The 17,928-nt window shown below is 65.3% G+C and carries 18 protein-coding genes; 10 read left to right on the top strand and 8 right to left on the bottom strand.

Annotated elements, in window-relative coordinates; genetic code table 11:
• Positions 1–9: 9 nt before the first annotated feature.
• Entirely contained in the window at positions 10–1,050 is a 1,041-nt protein-coding gene (locus tag ACFWBU_RS15760) for an ABC transporter permease (protein WP_296551609.1), read from the bottom strand.
• A gap of 238 nt (positions 1,051–1,288) precedes the next feature.
• Here ACFWBU_RS15760 and ACFWBU_RS15755 point away from each other — a divergent pair, with 238 nt between their 5' ends.
• Positions 1,289–1,711, top strand: coding sequence for a hypothetical protein (locus ACFWBU_RS15755; RefSeq protein ID WP_169622749.1), 423 nt, complete (start codon positions 1,289–1,291; stop codon positions 1,709–1,711).
• A 64-nt stretch (positions 1,712–1,775) separates the two neighbouring features.
• Positions 1,776–3,101, top strand: a complete 1,326-nt coding sequence (locus tag ACFWBU_RS15750) for a diacylglycerol kinase family protein (RefSeq protein WP_296551607.1) — start codon at positions 1,776–1,778, stop codon at positions 3,099–3,101.
• Here ACFWBU_RS15750 and ACFWBU_RS15745 read toward each other — a convergent pair.
• A complete protein-coding gene (locus tag ACFWBU_RS15745) occupies positions 3,088–3,558 on the bottom strand; it encodes a hypothetical protein (RefSeq protein ID WP_169622747.1) in 471 nt (156 codons plus the stop codon). The genes ACFWBU_RS15750 and ACFWBU_RS15745 overlap by 14 nt on opposite strands.
• Positions 3,559–3,890: 332 nt before the next feature.
• Here ACFWBU_RS15745 and ACFWBU_RS15740 point away from each other — a divergent pair, with 332 nt between their 5' ends.
• Positions 3,891–4,868 (top strand): ATP-binding cassette domain-containing protein, encoded by a 978-nt coding sequence (locus ACFWBU_RS15740; protein WP_169622746.1) that lies wholly within the window; start codon positions 3,891–3,893, stop codon positions 4,866–4,868.
• A complete protein-coding gene (locus tag ACFWBU_RS15735; RefSeq protein WP_169622745.1) occupies positions 4,865–5,668 on the top strand; it encodes an ABC transporter permease in 804 nt (267 codons plus the stop codon). The genes ACFWBU_RS15740 and ACFWBU_RS15735 overlap by 4 nt, the downstream gene beginning before the upstream one ends.
• Before the next feature lie 63 nt (positions 5,669–5,731).
• Here ACFWBU_RS15735 and ACFWBU_RS15730 read toward each other — a convergent pair whose 3' ends face one another.
• The 4 genes from ACFWBU_RS15730 to kstD are packed head-to-tail and all read right to left on the bottom strand — an operon-like array spanning position 5,732 to position 11,231.
• Positions 5,732–6,796 carry an alpha/beta hydrolase gene (locus ACFWBU_RS15730; protein WP_296551602.1) on the bottom strand — a complete coding sequence of 355 codons (1,065 nt, stop codon included), beginning with the start codon at positions 6,794–6,796 and terminating at the stop codon, positions 5,732–5,734.
• A gap of 33 nt (positions 6,797–6,829) precedes the next feature.
• The gene (locus ACFWBU_RS15725) at positions 6,830–8,575 is read right to left on the bottom strand and encodes a cholesterol oxidase substrate-binding domain-containing protein (RefSeq protein WP_378528695.1); all 1,746 of its coding nucleotides are present in this window, start codon (positions 8,573–8,575) and stop codon (positions 6,830–6,832) included.
• Between the two features lie 31 nt (positions 8,576–8,606).
• The gene (locus tag ACFWBU_RS15720; RefSeq protein ID WP_378528694.1) at positions 8,607–9,467 is read right to left on the bottom strand and encodes a MaoC/PaaZ C-terminal domain-containing protein; all 861 of its coding nucleotides are present in this window, start codon (positions 9,465–9,467) and stop codon (positions 8,607–8,609) included.
• A gap of 48 nt (positions 9,468–9,515) precedes the next feature.
• Positions 9,516–11,231, bottom strand: coding sequence for a 3-oxosteroid 1-dehydrogenase (kstD, locus tag ACFWBU_RS15715; RefSeq protein WP_378528693.1), 1,716 nt, complete (start codon positions 11,229–11,231; stop codon positions 9,516–9,518).
• 275 nt (positions 11,232–11,506) lie between these two features.
• On the opposite strand from kstD, the gene ACFWBU_RS15710 reads away from it, so the two are divergent.
• Both ACFWBU_RS15710 and ACFWBU_RS15705 read left to right on the top strand, forming a co-directional pair.
• Positions 11,507–11,707: a hypothetical protein gene (locus ACFWBU_RS15710; protein WP_169622740.1), complete on the top strand. Its 201-nt coding sequence runs from the start codon at positions 11,507–11,509 to the stop codon at positions 11,705–11,707.
• Positions 11,708–11,950: 243 nt separating this feature from the next.
• Positions 11,951–12,676: a dienelactone hydrolase family protein gene (locus ACFWBU_RS15705; protein ID WP_378528692.1), complete on the top strand. Its 726-nt coding sequence runs from the start codon at positions 11,951–11,953 to the stop codon at positions 12,674–12,676.
• 6 nt (positions 12,677–12,682) lie between these two features.
• Here ACFWBU_RS15705 and ACFWBU_RS15700 read toward each other — a convergent pair whose 3' ends face one another.
• On the bottom strand, positions 12,683–13,039 hold the full coding sequence (locus ACFWBU_RS15700) for a hypothetical protein (RefSeq protein WP_169653337.1): 357 nt from the start codon (positions 13,037–13,039) through the stop codon (positions 12,683–12,685).
• A gap of 2 nt (positions 13,040–13,041) precedes the next feature.
• Positions 13,042–14,190 carry a Rieske 2Fe-2S domain-containing protein gene (locus tag ACFWBU_RS15695; protein ID WP_169622737.1) on the bottom strand — a complete coding sequence of 383 codons (1,149 nt, stop codon included), beginning with the start codon at positions 14,188–14,190 and terminating at the stop codon, positions 13,042–13,044.
• Between the two features lie 191 nt (positions 14,191–14,381).
• On the opposite strand from ACFWBU_RS15695, the gene hsaA reads away from it, so the two are divergent.
• Genes hsaA through hsaB form a run of 4 tightly spaced genes read left to right on the top strand, consistent with a single transcriptional unit; the run spans position 14,382 to position 17,924 of the window.
• Positions 14,382–15,557: a 3-hydroxy-9,10-secoandrosta-1,3,5(10)-triene-9,17-dione monooxygenase oxygenase subunit gene (gene hsaA / locus ACFWBU_RS15690; protein ID WP_169622736.1), complete on the top strand. Its 1,176-nt coding sequence runs from the start codon at positions 14,382–14,384 to the stop codon at positions 15,555–15,557.
• Positions 15,558–15,565: 8 nt separating this feature from the next.
• Positions 15,566–16,444, top strand: coding sequence for a 4,5:9,10-diseco-3-hydroxy-5,9,17-trioxoandrosta-1(10),2-diene-4-oate hydrolase (hsaD, locus tag ACFWBU_RS15685; RefSeq protein WP_378528691.1), 879 nt, complete (start codon positions 15,566–15,568; stop codon positions 16,442–16,444).
• A complete protein-coding gene (gene hsaC / locus ACFWBU_RS15680) occupies positions 16,441–17,343 on the top strand; it encodes an iron-dependent extradiol dioxygenase HsaC (RefSeq protein WP_169623068.1) in 903 nt (300 codons plus the stop codon). The genes hsaD and hsaC overlap by 4 nt, the downstream gene beginning before the upstream one ends.
• The gene (gene hsaB, locus ACFWBU_RS15675; protein ID WP_169623069.1) at positions 17,340–17,924 is read left to right on the top strand and encodes a 3-hydroxy-9,10-secoandrosta-1,3,5(10)-triene-9,17-dione monooxygenase reductase subunit; all 585 of its coding nucleotides are present in this window, start codon (positions 17,340–17,342) and stop codon (positions 17,922–17,924) included. Before hsaC ends, hsaB begins: the two co-directional genes overlap by 4 nt.
• Positions 17,925–17,928: the final 4 nt, after the last annotated feature.

Below are 17,928 nucleotides of genomic sequence, written 5' to 3'. Positions count from 1 at the left end.
TGCCCCGTTTCATTCTGGGTCGACGGCTGTGGTCGCGCCCCTCGGTTCGCGGCGTGCGGCGATCAGCGCGAGGACGAGGCCGAACGCGACCCAGCAAGCGAGCACTACGCTCGGGAACCCGCTGCCGATGCCGCCGAAGAACGCGTTCGCGCGCAGGAGTGAACCGGTCGCCCCGGGGGGCAGCAGCTGCCCGAAAGTGGACCATCCGTCGGGAAGCCAGTTGCTCCCGGTCCCGAGCGCCGAGAGTGGATTGCCCACGAACATCATCAGAAAAGCGCCGAGGCCGATGCCCACCGGACCGAGCAGGGCTTCGAGGCCGAGGACGGTCAACGCCAGCGCGCCCATGCCGAGCGCGAGACCCTCTGCGGTGAGCCAGTAGTTTCCGGCCAGTGACCCGGTGCCGAACTGGAGGATGGCGGTGAGCGCGGCACCGGCGATCACTGCGAAAGCCACGACGCCGACGAAGCGCAGCAGCAGGCGGTTGCGTCCGGGGAACAGCTGCGTCAGTGCAATTGCCGGAATGAGTCCACCGAAGACCATCGGAAGCGCTGCGGCGGTCAGTCCGGCTCCTCGGGGGTCGTCCGCAGGGAAGGCCACCAGTTCGTGCGTCCGTACCGGCACTTGCTGCCGCTGGGCGATGCTCGTTCCGAGGGCAGTGACGGCCGCGGCGCCGGGTGCGCCACCCGCGGTGGCCGTGTAGACATCCACACCGTCGGCCGCGAAAACGAGTCCGCCTGCGGCTTCGCGATTCTCGATGCCGGCGATGAGGTCTTCGGGAGTGTCGAAGCGGACAACGTCCCATTCATCGGGGGTGAGGTTTCCTGCGACGGCGTCGACTGCGGGCGAAGGCCCGGCCAAGCCGAGTCTCATGTCGTGGGGTCCGCCATGGATGGCAGGCAGCGCGAAGGCGAGGAGCATCACGCCGACGACTGCGGTGAGTCCGGCGACGAGCGCACTCAGCCGGATCCACGACGAGCGGGTCGTCTTGTCGGCTTGTGCATTCGCACCGGCGTTTTCATCCGGTCCGCCGGCCGATATGGAGCTGGACATCCTGCGTCCCTTCGACACGTGTCCGGTGGATGCAGCGTGTGGACCGAAAACCGTTTCCGGTAGCCATGCTTCCACACGTCTCCGACGTCGGTCTGCGGAGACGAGGACGGTCGAGTCTCGGACGACGAGCCGATGTTACGAGTCGGACGTGGCTATCGGAGAGAAAATTCGATCTTGCGGACGTGAGTGGTCGGCGCGCGCATACTACGACTATCACTCGCCTCCGAAAGGGACGACCATGTCCGAAGAAATGCGTGCGACCCGACGAGACCCCAGCGTGAAACAAGGCATTGCCGCGGGAACGTCGGTAGGTGCTGCCATCATCCTCGCGACACTCGGCGTGGTGTCCCTCCTGCAGGGAATCGCGGCGGTCGCGGAGGACGAAATCTTCGTCGTCGGTGTGGCCTACACCTACGAATTCGACGTCACGACGTGGGGCTGGATCCACATCGTGGTCGGTGCGCTGATGATCCTCATCGGTGCGGCGCTCTTCACGGGCGCCACCTGGGCACGCGTGACAGCCATCGTCATCGCGGCGATTTCCATCATCGTCAACTTCCTGTGGCTGCCGTACTACCCCTGGTGGTCCATTCTCATCATCGCGCTCGACGTGGTGGTCATCTGGGCAGTCTCCACCTGGAACCCGCGTACGTATGTGTAGGCGCATCCGGGCGGTTTAGCCGCACGGTCTCGGTGACCGCGCTCCGCGCGCCCGGAACTCGACGATGACCGCACCTGTGTACGAGTCCCACAACGGTTTCGCACTGTGGTGGGCACGCCTCGCCTGGATTCTTCTCGCGGCGGCCCTGGTCGTACCGATCGTGGTTGCGGGCCTGCGCGGGGCAGTGCTGTTCACGGTGACGAGCATCGCGGCCGTGGTGGTGGCCGTCGCTGCGGTGTACGGGTTTCTCACGTGGCGTGGTGTTCTCCGGCTGGCGGCGCTGGTGTCGGCGCTGTGCGCTCCGATCGTCGTGTTGGTCGTAATCGTGCGAGAACGCGAGTTGTGGGTGATTCCGCTCGAGGTGGCTCTCGTGCTCGCGGCATTCGGATCTGCCCGCGCCGCTCTGAGGATCCGTGCTTCCGAATCCACGATGTCCGAATACCCCGCGGAGACTGTGCACCGGCCGTTTCTCGTGATGAACCCGCACTCCGGTGGTGGCAAAGTCGTTCGTTTCGACCTGCGACGACGTGCCGAGGAACTCGGTGCCGAGGTCGTAGTACTCGACGGGCCCGAATTCGTCGATGTCCAGGCGCTCGCGCGCCGGGCGGTGGCGCGGGGAGCCGATCTGCTCGGTGTTGCCGGTGGCGACGGCACTCAGGCTCTGGTCGCGGGAGTGGCTGCGGAACAAGGGATTCCGTTCTTGGTGATCAGTGCCGGCACACGCAACCACTTCGCGCTCGACCTCGGACTGGACAGGGAAGACCCCGTGGCCGGTCTCGAGGCGCTGCGCGACGGAGTCGAACTGCACGTCGACCTCGGACACATCGACGGTCGGCCCTTCGTCAACAACGCGTCCTTCGGGGTCTACGCCGAGATCGTGGAAAGCCCGCACTACCGTGACGACAAGGCGAAGACCGTTCTCGACCTGTTGCCCGACCTGCTGGCCACCAGCGCACACGGGGCATTGTGCGCACGTATCGACGGCACGGTCCTCGAGGGTCCACGCGCATTGCTCGTCAGCAACAATCCGTACACCACGGACGACCTGGTAGGGATGGGCCGGCGTCTTCGGCTCGATCGAGGCAGGCTCGGCGTGATCGCTCTGTCGGTGCAGGGGGCCGGCCAGATCGTCGGAGTTCTTCGCCGCGCGCGAACCAAAGGTCTCGTCCAGCGCACGGCCACGGAAGTCGTGGTGTTTTCGGGCGAACACGACATCGCGGTCGGTGTGGACGGGGAGTCGGTGCGGATGCCGTCGCCGGTGCGCTGCACCGTCGCCCCGGGTGCGTTACGCGTCCTCGTGCCCCGCGACCGGCCGGGGATGCGGATTCCCCGGCCGGTTCTGGATTGGGTACAGCTGTCCCGGTTGGCGCGTTCGACTACCAGACCGTGACGACGCCACCGCACGACGTGGTCGGGATGGCCCACAAAGGAATGCTGTTCACTGCGCTGACGGTGAATTCGACGTCGCCGGGGCCCGAACGCACATCGAAACGCGCCACTCCGCTGCCCGGATAGGCGACGGTGACGGAGTCGGTGAGGGTTCCGCGTGCACCCGTGTTGCGGTTGTGCCAGTCCAGGCGCACGTCGGACCGATATCCACCGGCGAAGAACCACAGGCTGGATACGTCGGGTAGGGACAGCTCGATCCTTCCCGGTTCGGTCTGCCATCCGAACAGCCGTGCCGGCGCATACGGCTGGTCCACGATGTAAGGGCTCACGCCCCAGCAGCGGTTCATCGGAATCGGAGTCTCGGCAGCAGCTGTTCCGGCGCCCACGCCGAGTCCGGTGAACATGCCTGCGGCAACGAGAGCGGAAGCGGCGGTGCGTCGGAGGAATCGTACGGTCATACAGGTCCCCTTCTCCTGGAATGAGCGTTCAGTAGAGCACGCGATGTGATTCCGCGCCAACGATTTCGGGCGGTGATCGGCCCTGACGCCCGGTTTCCGTCGCGGGGCAGGACGCTGCTTACCCACCTGTGCTGGGCGACGTGCCCCAACCTTCGAATTCACGCGTACCTCACCCCGAACAGTCCGGGTTCGCACCTCGGGCGGTCGGTGCATCGGGTACTGCCGGAGCAGCCGATTCCGAAAGTGTGCGATTTCTGCGATGAGAAAACCGGTCGAAACGTGTCGGTCCTGTAGTGCAGACTGACGACGCAACCACCAGTCAGGGAGGACTCATGGCCGACGCCATAGTCGCAGAAGGACTGATCAAGACCTACGGAGATGTCAAAGCCCTCGACGGCATCGACCTCCGGGTGCCCGAAGGGACGGTCACGGCGCTGCTCGGTCCCAACGGGGCAGGCAAGACGACGACGGTCCGGGTACTGACCACTTTGATCGTGCCCGATGCCGGTAGCGCGCGGGTAGCGGGCTTCGACGTCGTGAACGACGCCCGCGCACTCCGCTCCCACATCGGAGCATCGGGGCAGTATGCGGCGGTGGACGAATACCTCACCGGTTTCGAGAACCTCGAGATGGTCGGCAGGCTCTACCACCTGGGCGTCAAACGCAGCAGGGAGAGAGCGCGCGAACTGCTCGCGCAGTTCGACCTCGAAGAGGCAGGAGATCGCCCGGTCAAGGGCTATTCGGGAGGTATGCGCCGACGTCTCGACCTCGCCGGCGCGCTGGTCGCCGAACCGCCGGTGCTCTTCCTCGACGAGCCCACCACCGGCCTGGACCCCCGGGCGCGGCTCGGATTGTGGGAGGTCATCGACACGCTGGTGGCGCGTGGCACCACGCTCCTGCTCACCACCCAGTACATGGACGAAGCCGAGCGCCTCGCCGACGACATCGCGGTGATCGACCGCGGCAAGGTCATCGCGCGCGGTGATGCGGACGAACTCAAGAGCCAGGTGGGTGGTGAACGCATCGAAATCGGTGTGCCCGATGCCGGAGACCAGCAAGTCGCATGCCGCGAACTCGCCTCGGTCGCGTCGGGTGAGATCCAGCTCGATTCGGGAACCGGAACGCTCACCGTCCCCCTGAGTGGCGCGGGGGGCGGGGCGGGCGCCGAAGCCCTCGTCGCGGCGCTGGGGAAGCTCGCGGTGGCGGGCGTTCGCGTGACCGATGTGGCACTGCGAAAGCCGACACTCGACGACGTGTTCCTCACCCTGACGGGCCACGAGGCAGAGAAGACAGAGGAGGCGGCGCAGTGAATTCGGTACAGCTGGTCACATCGGACGGCCTCACCATAGCCAAGCGCAACATGATCAAGATCAAGCGTGTGCCCGATCTCATCGTGTTCACGATGCTCTCGCCGATCATGTTCGTGCTGCTGTTCGCCTACGTGTTCGGTAGCGCGATCGACATTCCCGGAATGTCGTATCGCGAATTCCTCATCGCCGGCATCTTCACTCAGACGGTGATCTTCGGGTCCACGTGGACCGGTCTGGGAATGGTCGAAGACCTGCAGAAAGGCATCATCGATCGGTTCCGGTCGCTGCCCATGGCACCCTCGGCCGTCCTGATCGGACGGACGACCACGGACGTGCTCATCAACGTGGTCAGCCTCGTGGTGATGTCGCTGACCGGTCTGGTGGTGGGGTGGAGGATCCACTCGTCGTTCGGGGAGGCCGTAGCGGGTTACCTTCTGTTGCTGCTGTTCGCCTACGCGTTGTCGTGGGTGATGGCCGTGGTCGGAATGTGGGTCCGGACGCCCGAGGTGTTCAACAACGCGAGCTTCATGGTGATCTTCCCGTTGTCGTTCGTCGCGAACACCTTCGTCGATCCGTCGTCCATGCCGCCGGTACTCCGCACGATCGCCGAGTGGAATCCGCTGTCGGCACTCACGCAGGCCGTGCGAAACCTGTTCGGGAACACCAACCCGATGGTTCCGCCGCCGGACGTCTGGCCGCTGCAGAATCCGATCCTCGCGTCGCTCCTGTGGACGGCGCTGATACTGATCGTGTTCGTACCGTTCGCGATCTACCGGTATCAGAAAGCGGTCAGCCGCTGAGTTTTCCGGTGCACCGAGTTTCCAGTGGATCGGGTATCCCGCAGGACGCTCGCGGTGGTGGAATCAGCGTGCTTGGCGAGTTGCCCAGTCGTTGATCGCCACCGCGAACTCCGCCGAGACGGGGAGCAATGCCACCACGTCGGCGGGGCTCGGAGGCAGCGGGCCGAGTTCTTCGAGGCTGTGGTTCGCGGTAGCGAAGTGCTCGAACTGCAGGTCGGTGTGCTCGAGAGACCGTCGCAGCGGATCGACCTGTGCGCAGCTGATGTTGAGATCCTTGTCCGAGCAAGTGAGCAGCACCGGTGTATCCGCCGCCAGTCCCGCGGCCAGCGCGGCTGGATCGAGCCTGTCCGCCTCGGCGAGGAACTTGGCGTTGGCCTCGTTCAACCCGAGTTGCGCAACCAGAGGATGCTGGTCCGCAGGGACGGTACCCGTGGCGCGCAGCGATTCCACGGTTCGCGGCACGTCGGCACGCACCGCTTCGGCCTGGTCCGGGCTCAGCTGCCCGGACTCTGCCACGGCCGTGATCTGTGCCGACAGCAGATCGAGATAGCGCATCGGGAGGGGCTGGAGAAGCCCGAACCCGTCACCGATTCCCCTGTCGGCGAGAGCGAGTGCGGTCAGGCCGCCTTCGCTGTGCCCGAGGACGAGGACGTCCGACGTGGCGAATCCCGTCCGGGTGGCGAGCAGGTCGGCTGCGGCCGCGGCGTGATCGACCTGGTCGACGAAACCGTACTCGCCGACGGTCTCCGCCGTGAACTTTCCGAGCCCTGTGTCGCCGGCCCCGATCTTGTCGAATCGAAGACTGGCGATTCCTTGGGCTGCAAGCGAATCGGCGACCCTCTGCAGCACATCGGAGGATGCGACCCCCGGCTGATTGCCGTTGCGATCGGTCGGACCGCTACCGGGCAGCAACAACGCAGCACCGGTGGTTGCGCCGTTCGGGAGTCGGAGACTGCCGTGGAACGTACTGCCGTCGGCGTCGAAGGTTACTGCGGTGTCGTCCCCCGAGGGCAGGATGACCGAACCGGTGTCGGGCATCGCCGACGCCGTTCCGGCGAGCGTCACCCCGCCTCCCAGCACCAAGATCGGTACCGCTACCGCACCAGCCCACCGCCGCAGATTCCGCATGGGGCAGAACATTAGCAAAGCTGACGAGACCGGTCAGGGGAGCAACGTGTCGATGAAGCTGTTGCTGTAGACGCGATGAGGATCCAGCCGGTTGAACACCGCCCGCGCCGAATCCCAATTGTCTTCGGATGGAACGCCTTCGCGATAGGTGTCGGGCAGGCTCTGGGAGACGATGGTCGCATCGGTGTACGGCAGGTCCGGGCCGAATGCCCACCCTTTCGACCATTCCGGCCGGAACGTCGAATCTTCGCCGTTGTACCGCTGCCTCATCCACTGTTCCATTTCGCGGTAGAACGCGAACATGCCGGGTGTTCCGGGAACACCCAGCACATTGAGCCAGATGGCTGTGTCCCACTCCGGGTGGTCGGGGCGCGGACGCGTCGACGCGAGCGTCGGCGACCCGGCGGACGGCACGAGAACATCTTCCGGCCGGTCCAGACCACAACAGCGGATCTCGACCGGCCCGTTGAGCGGGTACTGCCCGAGCGCGCGGTAGTGCTCGATCCGCTCCTGGAACCAGTGCGTGAAGTCGTGAATCACGGTGGCGATATTGGCGCGATCGGTGAGTACGGCGCCCCCGCCCTCGGTGAGACGCAGTGTCGTCGCTTTGATGTAGAACTGCAGGTCCTTCGACCATCCCCAGATATCGGACGACGCCGTCGCCGCCAATCCCGCGACCGTCACACCGTAATAGGTCTGCCCGAACGCCGGGGCGATCGCGGTGTTGCCGGCCGTCAACTGGCCCAGCAGATCGGTGATCGGCTCCGGGACGTTGTCGGAGAACGGATAGTTGTACGGCCCGTGTACTTCTCGGGACGAGACCGGCTTCTCGGGTGCGAGAGACCAGACTTTCAGCCACGGCTTGTCGGTGAAGGGGTACCAGATGGCCTCGGCGCGCCCGGTACTGCGCACGAACGACTCGAAGGTACGGCCCTGGGCGCCGGGGAGAGAGAACAACTCGTCCCACGGGATGTCGGTGAAGCTCTTACAGCGCATGCGGTAGTTCGGACCCGCCTGCAGGGTCACGGAGGTGACGAAGGTGCGGCCCAGATGGCACAGCAACGGCGAGATATCGGGATCGGCGCGGGTGAATGTGCGCAACGAATACGCGCTTCCGTCCCATACGACGGCGGTGAGCTCGGTGACGAGATTGCTCAACGATCCGAAGGTGTGTCCGGGCTCGGTGGATTCGCCGTCGGCGGGCAGCGCAGCTCCGTGTGCGTTGACGGCGAGCGAACCGGCAATCGTGAGGACTCCGGGTGCGGGGAGATTCGCCCAGCCGAGGCCGTGCTGCTGAAGTGCCGTCGTGATGGCGTCGAGTGTGGCGCCGGGACCTGCCGTCACCCTGGGGGGAGAACTTCCGGGATCGACGTCCACCCAGTCGAGGTGGGCGATGGTGTCGGCGAGGATCACCCGGTCGATGGGTGCGCCGTTGACGACCGTCAGCGGCGTCCAGCCGTGCATCGCGCCCCGCGGCCGGATCGTGTAGCCGTTCTGGTGGCCCCAATTGACCAGCTGAACAACATCATCCGGTGTTCGCGGCGCACAGGTCCAGATTGCGTCCAGCATGATCTCTTTGGACCAGTTCTGGTACGCCTGCTGGTACAGGGCGATGCCCTCGGGAAAGGAGGGCGGTGCCGGAAGGGTGCTCGCGGCCGAACCCGAAGGGACTGCGTGGACGGGCGTCCAGCCGCCCAGTGCGGTGGCCGCGATGGCTCCGGCGCCCACAGCAAGGAAGCCACGCCGGGACAGGGACGGCGACGCATCTCGAATTGCCATGTGTGTGTTTACTTTCCCCAGGGTTATGTTGTCACGACACGGTCAGGACGACATCGGCCAGTGCCGGCGCGAGGTCACGTTCGACCACCGAGGCGGTCGCAAGCTTGCGGGTACCTTCGTCCCAGACCCGTATACGAAGGGTCTCCCCGGGGAACACCACACCGGCGAACCGTGCCCGGAAACCGGCGACTCGGGCGGCGTCCGCATCGAGGAACCGGTCGGTGACGGCTTTGCACACGATTCCGTAGGTGCACAGCCCGTGCAGGATCGGGGCGGGGAAGCCGGCGGCCGCCGCGAACTCGGGATCGGAATGCAGGGGATTGCGGTCCCCGCACAACCGGTACAGCAGCGCCTGTTGCGGAAGAGTCGGGACATCGATTTCGGCATCCGGTTCCCGTTCGGGAAGCTCCACCGACTCGGACGGTCCGCGTTCTCCGCCGAATCCACCTTCACCGCGCGCAAAGATCGACGACCGGGCCGTCCACAGAGGATTACCGTCGGGGTCTTCGGTGGTGGATTCCTGCACGATCACGGCGGCCTTGCCCTTGTCCCACACCTCGGAGATGCGGGTGACGGTGCGGCCTTTGCCCGACGGCGGGATGGGCGCGTGCACGAGCACTTCCTGACTGCCGTGCACGACCTTGGCGAGATCGATCTCGATTCCGGGAAAGGACACCTTCGGCGGTTCGATCTGGTGGAACGTGGCCGCGACCGTCGCGAACGTGGGCAGCGCCTGCGGTGCGTGGTCCCCGAGATATCGCAGTTCGCCGGCGTCGGTGGGCCGGGATCCGGCACCGAGACCGAGGTTGTAGAGCTGGATGTCGCTGCTCGACCAGGAGAATTCCTGGGCGGGCAACTCGGCGCCGAGTGCGACGGCGGGGTCGATGGGCACGCGATGTTGTCCTTTCGCGAATACGGCGGCGCGGTGGCCCGGTATCGGTCAGCGGCTTTCGGCGGGTTCGGTCAGTTCGTCGTCGACGGGGTCACCGTGATCGGAGTCGAGGATGTCGAGGACTGCCAGATATCCGAAGGTCATTGCGGGGCCGATCGTTGCCCCCGGCCCGGCGTACGTGTGTCCCATGACGGGTGAACCGACGTTGCCCGTCGCGTAGAGCCCCGCGATCACGGTGCCGTCCTCGCGCAGCACCCGCGCGTGGACGTCGGTGACGAGGCCACCTTTGGTTCCGAGATCGCCGGGCACGACCTTGAACGCGTAGAACGGCGCCTTGTCGACGACGCCGAGGCTCGGGTTGGGCTTGTTGCGGGGATCGCCGTAGTAGTGGTCGTATTCCGACTCGCCGCGGCCGAAGTCCTCGTCTTTACCGGCACGCGCGAAACCGTTGAACCGTTCGACGGTGTCGGTGAGCGCTGCGGCAGGGACCCCGATCTTCTCGGCGAGTTCGCTGATCGAGCCGGCCTTGACGAGCACTCCTGCCTTCTCCCAGCGGCCGGGAAAGGGCGTTCGCGGGGTGATACCGGCGAAAGTGTACCGATCGCGGTAGCGCTGATCGAGGATGAGCCAACTCGGAATGTTCTCGCCGGGCCCGTCGCCACGCCCGTACTTCCCGCCGTACATCGCGTGTGTCGCCTCGACATAGGGCGCGGACTCGTTCACGAATCGTTTTCCGGCACTGTTGACCATCATGCAGCCGGGCAGGCTTCGTTCCGACAGCGCGAACCACGGACCGCCGGTGAGCGGGAAGGACGGACCCCACCACGCGTCGTCCATGAAGTCCACTGCAGCCCCGAGCTTTTGGCCCGCCAGGATTCCGTCGCCGGTGTTGGCTTTGGCTCCCACCGTCCATTCGGTGCCGATCGGCGCGCGCTGGTACTTCTTGCGCATCTCCTCGTTGTGCTCGAACCCGCCGCTGGCGAGAATCACGCCCTTGCGGGCACGAATGATCTGCTGCTCGCCGTGCGAGTCGACGGTCACCCCGCGCACCACACCGTCCTCGACGAACAGGTCGGTCAGCGCGGTATCGAGGAGCAACGGAACGCCGGCGTCCCGCATACCTATGCGCAGGCCGGCCATCAGCGCCTGGCCGCGCACCAGAAGGTGCTTCTTGGTGATGTTGGCCCACACGAATCGCGCTCCGACCCGAACGGCACGGAGGGGTCCGCGGGGGTTGCGCACCAGCAGGTTCAGCCATTTGTAATCGGCCTGGGTGATGACGAAGTTCTTCGGGGCGCGCGCGTAATCGGGCTCGAGCAAAGCGAGATCGTCGCCGAGGCGGCGGCCGTCGAACGGTGTCGGCTCCACCGAGCGCCCCCCAGCTCGCCCGCCGGGCGCCTCCGGGTAGTAATCGGAATAGCCTGGAACCCACTGCAATTCGAGCGCACTGTGCTTCTGCACGAACGACAGCATCTCGGGCCCGCGATCGATATAGGTATCGATCTTCTCGGCGGGCACGACGTCGCCGATGATGCTGTGGAGGTACGTGCGAGCGGCCTCGGGAGTGTCCTGCACCCCGGCGGCCACGAGGGCGTCGTTGTTGGGAATCCACACGCCGCCGCCGGAGCGGGCACTCGATCCACCGTACCGGGATGCCTTCTCGATCAGGACGACACTCGACCCCTTGCGGGCAGCGGTGATCGCGGCGGTCATTCCGCCGGCGCCACTGCCGACGACGACAATGTCGTACTCCTGATTGCTCATGTAGAACACGTTATAGAACGAGGGGGTGTGGAGTCCATCTTTTCTGTACAACCCACTGCCGGTACAGAGAGCGGCGACCGGAACGCGTTCCAGTATCGACGGCGGAAGCCGGGTGCAGGGGACCGTCTCGAACCGGTGGAGACGGGGGCGTCGCCGAATGGCGCCGTATGACCGGATTGACCGCTTGGTGGACATAGGGAGGTTTGTTCGTTTCCGAGGTGGGTATCCGCAGCCGTCCGAACCCTCGGACACATCATCGACTGCGAGGTGGAGCCGTGCGTTTGTTGACTCTCTTGGTGCTGGTCTGGCTGGTGATCGGGGCCGTCGCTGGGTGGCAGCGAGGCTACTTCGAGGATTCCCCGCAGAACTGCAGCAGCCTGGCAACGGTGGCAACCACCGTCGTAGCAGGTCCGCTCAACTATGTGGGTGTGAACCCGCAGGTCCAGTGCGAGGGAATGCCCGAGCCCAGCCAGTAGGCCGGTGGGGGACGGCGACCGAACGACGTGTTCTGCCCCGTCCACTGTTCCGAACGGCCACTGTTCCGAACAACCACTGTGAAGTGATATCTCGACACATCCCCGGCGAACTCTTTCGCCGGGGATGTGTGCGTTGGGTTGTGCCCCAGGACAAGATGCGGGCGGGGGACGGCGAGGGGCCCTTTATCTTTGCCGGGCTGAATACCGCACGATCGGGCCGGGCGCTCGCTACAGTCCGAATTCATGACGATCGCCACGCGTACGGTCGAGTATCCGGCGGGCGGCCTGACGATGGTCGGACACCTGGCTCTGCCGACGGGTGCCGACCTCCGGCCTGCGGTCCTGATCGGACCGGAAGGGCCCGGGCTGAACGACTTCCAGCGGCGGCGGGCCGACGCCCTCGCCGAACTCGGCTACGTCGCTTTCGCTTTCGATCACAACGGTGGGCGCTGGTTCTCCGACCCGGCGGAGATGCTCGCGTACCTGACACCCTTGCTCGCGGACCCCGGCCGGATGCTGGCCATGGGCCGGGCGGCGCTGGATGTGGTGCGCGCGGAGCCGCGGACCGATCCGGAGCGGATCGCGGCGGTCGGCTACGGCACCGGCGGTGCGATCGCGCTGGAACTGGGGCGTGACGGCGCGGACCTGCGCGCGATCGGAACGATCAACGCGCTGACCACCGGAAGGCTCGGCGGGGCCACGTGCATCCGGTGCCCGGTGTGGGCCGGGGTGGGATCGGAGGATCCGATCATGCCGCCGGCGCAGCGGGATGCGTTCGCGGCCGAGATGCAGGACGCGGGCGTCGACTGGCGCCTGGTGGTCTACGGTGGTGCGTTGCATGCCTTCCACCACCCGACGGACGGGCAGGTCGTACTTCCCGGCGTCGGTTACCATGCGCGCCACGCGGACCGGGCGTGGCGCGACATCGTGGCCCTGCTCGACGAGTGCGTGCCCGTCGCGCGAGAGTGACGCCTTCTACGACGCGTCGGGAACGTTGATCGTTCCGTCGAGCACCGCCTGATCGATGGAAGCCTGCAACTGCGGGCACCCTTCGCGGGGGCTGATCGACGCACCGGGGACTACGCCGGAGTCGCGGAAGGTGGGGCACACCGCGTCGGGATTCTCCTGCCACTGCACGCTGGTGTGTTTGTAGCTGTTCTTACGCACCAGCACACACGTGCCGCACCGGCGACATCTCACCTCGTGCTGACCGGAATCGAGATAGTTGATCTTGTCGATTGCGGTCTGGGTGGCGATGGCCTCGACCCGATCGGGCCGATCGGCGAAATCCGGTGACTTCGCCCATCTTCTCTGCCGGGTCGAGGAACTCATCGTCAGACCTCGGCTTCCTGCTTGCCGGACTTCTCTTCTGCCGACTTGCGCGCCAGATTCTCGGCGACCTCTTTTTCCCAGGACTCGTTGGCCTTGGCGGTGTCGACCTCGAATTCGAAACGGCCCGTCATCTTTTCGGTGACATCGGCGACGTCGACATAGAACTGCTCATACCAGCGACGGAGCTGGTAAACGGGGCCGTCCTCGTCGCACAGCAAGGGGTTCTCGATCTTGGTCTTGTTCTTCCAGATCTCCACATCCTGGAGGAAACCTTCGCCGATCCCCTCGGTGAACTTTGCCGCCAGCTTGTCCGACTGCTCGTCGGACATCCCGGTCGGCTTCTTCACGATGATGCCGTACTGCAGCATGAACGAGTCGTGCGTCACGGGGTAGTGGCAGTTGATCAGTACCGACTCGACGTTGTATCCGCCGTAGCTGTTGGTCATCGGGTTGATCATGTACGAGGGGCCGTAGTACGCGGCGTACGACTCGAGCGTCGATTCGATCCCGTACTGCGTCGACATCCCCTTGTCGGGCCGGCCGCGCGTGTTGAGGTACTGCTCCGCGATATGGCCTTCGAACACGTTCTTGAAGAAGGTCGGGAACGCGAAGTGGATGTAGTAGAAGTGCGCCATATCCACGACGTTGTCGATGATCTCCCGGCAGTTGGCGCCCTCGATGAGGATCTGGTTCCAGGTCCAGTCCGTCCATTCGCCCGTGCCGTGGTGCTCGATGTCGGGAATCGTGACCTCGGTGGGCGGCGGATTACCCTCGGGGTCGTTCCACACGAACAACTGGCCGTGCTTGACCATCGTGGTCCAGGCGCGGGTGCGTGCCAGCGGGGGAACTCGGCGCGAATACGGGATCTCGGTGCACTTGCCGTTGCCACCCCAGCGCCAGTCGTGGAACGGGCACGCCACCGAGTCGCCCTTGATCTCGCCCTGGGTGAGGTCCCCGCCCATGTGGCGGCAGTAGCCGTCGAGCACGTTCAGTTCGCCCTTGCTGTCGGCCCAGACCACCAGTTTGGTGCCGAAGGCTTCGACGGCGTGAGGACGCCCGTCGGCGAACGTCCTGCTGAGCCCGAGGCAATGCCAGCCCCGGGCGAACCGTGTCCGGGCTTCTCCGATGTCGATCTCGCGAATCTGCGCCATGTCAGCTCACTTCCTTCCGCAATCTCCTGTTAGAACACGTTATAGAATTCTGGTCTCGAGGGGAAGTGAACCGGGACTTTGGTCCTGAGTGTTTGGGGGTGTATGCGCTGATCTCCCGATCCTCGACACGAATAGGAACATGTTCTAGTCTCGGTACAAGCGATCAATTCCTGAACAGACGGGAGCGTCCAGTGGGTGACCACGACAGTCACGAGGTACTGCAGCGGATCGACGCACTGCTGCCCACCCTGCGCGAACGCGCGCAGGAGGCCGAGGATCTGCGCCGCGTCCCGGATGATTCGGTCAAGGCACTTCAGGAAGCCGGCTTCTTCCGGTTGCTGCAACCGGCGCAGTGGGGCGGGTACGAAGCAGACCCGGTGACCTTCTACACCGCGGTACGCAACATCGCGAGTGCGTGCGGTTCCACCGGGTGGGTTTCCGGCATCATCGGCGTGCACAATTGGCACCTGGCGTTGTTCGGCCAGGAGGCGCAGGAAGAGGTATGGGGCGACGATCCCGACGTCCGGATCTCCTCGTCCTACGCCCCGATGGGCGCGGGCGAAGTGGTCGACGGCGGTTACAAGGTCAACGGTGCGTGGGCCTGGTCGTCCGGCTGCGACCATGCGAGCTGGGTGGTCGTCGGCGGTCCCGTGATCAAGGACGGGCGTCCCGTCGACTTCGGCAGCTTCCTGATCCCGCGATCCGAGTACGAGATCGACGACGTGTGGAACGTGGTGGGCCTGCGTGGCACGGGTTCGAACACCATCGTCGTCAAGGATGTCGTGGTGCCCCGCCATCGATTCCTGAGCTTCAGGGCGATGAACGAACTCGCCTCACCCGGTCTCGAGCAGAACACGGCCCCCGTCTACAAGATGCCTTGGGGGACAATTCATCCCACAACCATTTCGGCGCCGATCGTCGGCATGGCGTACGGAGCGTACGACGCGCACGTCGAGCACCAGGGCAAGCGTGTGCGCGCCGCCTACGCGGGTGAGAAGGCGAAGGACGACCCGTTCGCGAAGATCCGTATCGCCGAGGCGTCGAGCGACATCGATGCCGCGTGGCGTCAGCTCTCGGGCAACGTCGCGGACGAATACGCGTGCCTCCTGCGCGGCGAAGACGTTCCGATGGAGATCCGCCTGCGGGCACGCCGCGACCAGGTCCGCGCGACCGGCCGGGCCATCGCCTCTATCGACCGGCTCTTCGAGAACTCCGGCGCCACCGCGCTCGCCAACGGGACGCCGATTCAGCGTTTCTGGCGCGACGCCCACGCCGGCCGGGTGCATGCCGCCAACGACGCCGAGCGCGCGTACGTGATGTTCGGCGCCGCCGAGTTCGGTCTCCCGCTCACCGACACGATGGTCTAGGAACGCCTGTGACTGCAACAGAAGAGCTCACCTACGAGTCCACCTCCCGTTTCGCGCAGGTGCGCGACGATCTGCGCCTGCACTATCACGAGGCGGGCGTCGGTCACGACACCACGATCGTGTTGCTGCACGGTGGTGGCCCGGGCGCGTCCTCGTGGTCGAACTTCGCCAAGAACATTCCGGTACTCGCGCGGCGATTCCACGTAATCGCCGTCGACCAGCCGGGCTACGGACGTTCGGACAAGCCCACCGAGCATCCGCAGTACTTCGTGCACAGCGCGTCGGCGCTGGCCGATCTGCTCGACACCCTCGGCATCACCGATCGAGTGCACCTGCTGGGCAATTCGCTCGGCGGCGGCGCGGCGGTGCGGTTCGCACTCGACTATCCCGATCGCGCCGGGAGGCTCGTGCTGATGGGCCCCGGGGGCCTGAGCGTCAACCTGTTCGCGCCCGATCCCACCGAGGGCGTGAAGAACCTCGGCAAGTTCGGCTACCAGCCCACCCGCGAGAACCTCGAAGCCTTCCTGCGGATCATGGTGTTCGACCAGTCGTTGATCACACCCGAACTCGTCGAGGAGCGATTCGCTGCCGCGAGCACACCGGAATCGCTGGCCGCTGCGAAAGCCATGGGCAAGTCCTTCTCCAGCGGAGAGTTCGAGAAGGGCATGCTGTGGCGCGACGCCTACAGGCTGCGCCAGCGCGTCCTTCTCATCTGGGGCCGGGAAGACCGGGTCAACCCGCTCGACGGCGCGCTGGTCGCACTGAAGATGATTCCCCGCGCGCAACTGCACGTGTTCGGCGGCTGCGGCCACTGGGCGCAACTCGAGAAGTTCGACGAATTCAACAAGCTGACCGTGGACTTTCTGACGGACGGAGAAAATTCATGAGTATCCGATCCCTGGCATACCTTCGCATCGGTGCGACCGATATGGGCGCGTGGCGCGAGTACGGACTCAAGGTCCTCGGCATGGTCGAGGGTAAGGGTTCGGTCACCGACGCGCTGTATCTGAGGATGGACGATTTCCCCGCGCGTCTGGTCATCGAGCCCCACGAGTCCGATCAACTCCTCGTATCCGGCTGGGAGACCGCGAATGCTGCCGAACTCCAGGAGGTTCGCGACAACCTCTCGGCTGCGGGCGTTCCGTTCAAGGAAGGTACCGCCGAACAACTCGCGGATCGCCGTGTGGTCGAACTGATCACCTTCCAGGATCCGTCGGACAACACCCTCGAGGTGTTCCACGGTGCGGCGCTCGAACACCGCCGAATCGTCAGCCCGTACGGTCACCGGTTCGTCACCGGAGAACAGGGCCTCGGTCACGTGGTGCTCTCCACCCGCGACGACGAGGAATCGCTGCGCTTCTACCGCGATGTGCTCGGATTCCGTCTCCGCGACTCCATGCGCCTGCCCCCGCAGATCGTGGGTCGGCCCGCGGACGGCGATCCGGCGTGGCTCCGGTTCTTCGGGTGCAACCCGCGCCACCACAGCCTCGCCTTCATGCCGATGCCGACCCCGAGCGGCATCGTCCACCTCATGCTCGAGGTGGAGAACTCCGACGACGTCGGACTCGCACTCGATCGCGCACTGCGCAAGAACGTCAAGATGTCGGCGACACTCGGCCGGCATGTCAACGACAAGATGTTGTCGTTCTACATGAAGACGCCGGGCGGTTTCGACGTCGAATTCGGTTGTGAGGGACTGCAGGTGGAGGACGAGGGCTGGATCGCTCGTGAATCCACCGCGGTGAGCCTCTGGGGTCACGATTTCTCGGTGGGGATGCAGCCGTGACCGTGCCGGTCGGTGATACCGGCGGTGCGATCGATCCCAAGTCGTTCCGTACCGTTCTAGGTCAGTTCTGCACCGGAGTCACGATCATCACCACCATGGACGGCGATGAGCCCGTCGGCTTCGCGTGCCAGTCGTTCGCGGCGTTGTCTCTCGACCCGCCGCTCGTGTTGTTCTGTCCCACCAAGCAATCCCGCTCGTGGGGAGCGATCGAGCGGTCGGGCCGCTTCTGTGTCAATGTGCTCGCCGAGGAACAGCAGGAGACGTGTGCGCGCTTCGGCTCTCGCGAACCCGACAAGTTCGCTGGAATCGACTGGAGCCCTTCGGATCTGGGTTCGCCGATCCTGACCGGTTCACTCGCTCATATCGACTGCACCGTCGAGACCGTTCACGACGGCGGTGACCACTGGGTGGTGTTCGGCCGGGTCGCGTCGCTCAGCGAGGTACGCGACGAGGCCGAGCGTCCGTTGCTCTTCTACCGCGGTCAGTACACCGGCATCGAACCCGACAAGACGGTGCCCGCCCCGTGGCGTGATGATCTCGAAGCGTTTCTCACCACCGCGTCGGAAGACACCTGGCTGTAGGGCA

The sequence above is a fragment of the Rhodococcus sp. NPDC060084 genome (assembly GCF_042730335.1).
In the GTDB taxonomy this organism is placed as follows: Bacteria; Actinomycetota; Actinomycetes; order Mycobacteriales; family Mycobacteriaceae; genus Rhodococcus.
Note: the sequence above shows the minus strand (reverse complement) of the source record. Positions and strands in the feature narration are given on the sequence as shown.

What these genes read in the sequence shown, in the direction of transcription:
- ACFWBU_RS15750 (WP_296551607.1), top strand. Translation starts at nt 1,776, where the DNA reads ATGACCGCACCTGTGTACGAGTCCCACAACGGTTTCGCACTGTGGTGG.
- ACFWBU_RS15745 (WP_169622747.1), bottom strand. Translation starts at nt 3,558, where the DNA reads ATGACCGTACGATTCCTCCGACGCACCGCCGCTTCCGCTCTCGTTGCC.
- hsaC (WP_169623068.1), top strand. Translation starts at nt 16,441, where the DNA reads ATGAGTATCCGATCCCTGGCATACCTTCGCATCGGTGCGACCGATATG.
- ACFWBU_RS15725 (WP_378528695.1), bottom strand. Translation starts at nt 8,575, where the DNA reads ATGGCAATTCGAGATGCGTCGCCGTCCCTGTCCCGGCGTGGCTTCCTT.
- ACFWBU_RS15755 (WP_169622749.1), top strand. Translation starts at nt 1,289, where the DNA reads ATGTCCGAAGAAATGCGTGCGACCCGACGAGACCCCAGCGTGAAACAA.
- ACFWBU_RS15695 (WP_169622737.1), bottom strand. Translation starts at nt 14,190, where the DNA reads ATGGCGCAGATTCGCGAGATCGACATCGGAGAAGCCCGGACACGGTTC.
- ACFWBU_RS15740 (WP_169622746.1), top strand. Translation starts at nt 3,891, where the DNA reads ATGGCCGACGCCATAGTCGCAGAAGGACTGATCAAGACCTACGGAGAT.
- kstD (WP_378528693.1), bottom strand. Translation starts at nt 11,231, where the DNA reads ATGAGCAATCAGGAGTACGACATTGTCGTCGTCGGCAGTGGCGCCGGC.
- ACFWBU_RS15730 (WP_296551602.1), bottom strand. Translation starts at nt 6,796, where the DNA reads ATGCGGAATCTGCGGCGGTGGGCTGGTGCGGTAGCGGTACCGATCTTG.
- ACFWBU_RS15705 (WP_378528692.1), top strand. Translation starts at nt 11,951, where the DNA reads ATGACGATCGCCACGCGTACGGTCGAGTATCCGGCGGGCGGCCTGACG.
- ACFWBU_RS15700 (WP_169653337.1), bottom strand. Translation starts at nt 13,039, where the DNA reads ATGAGTTCCTCGACCCGGCAGAGAAGATGGGCGAAGTCACCGGATTTC.
- ACFWBU_RS15760 (WP_296551609.1), bottom strand. Translation starts at nt 1,050, where the DNA reads ATGTCCAGCTCCATATCGGCCGGCGGACCGGATGAAAACGCCGGTGCG.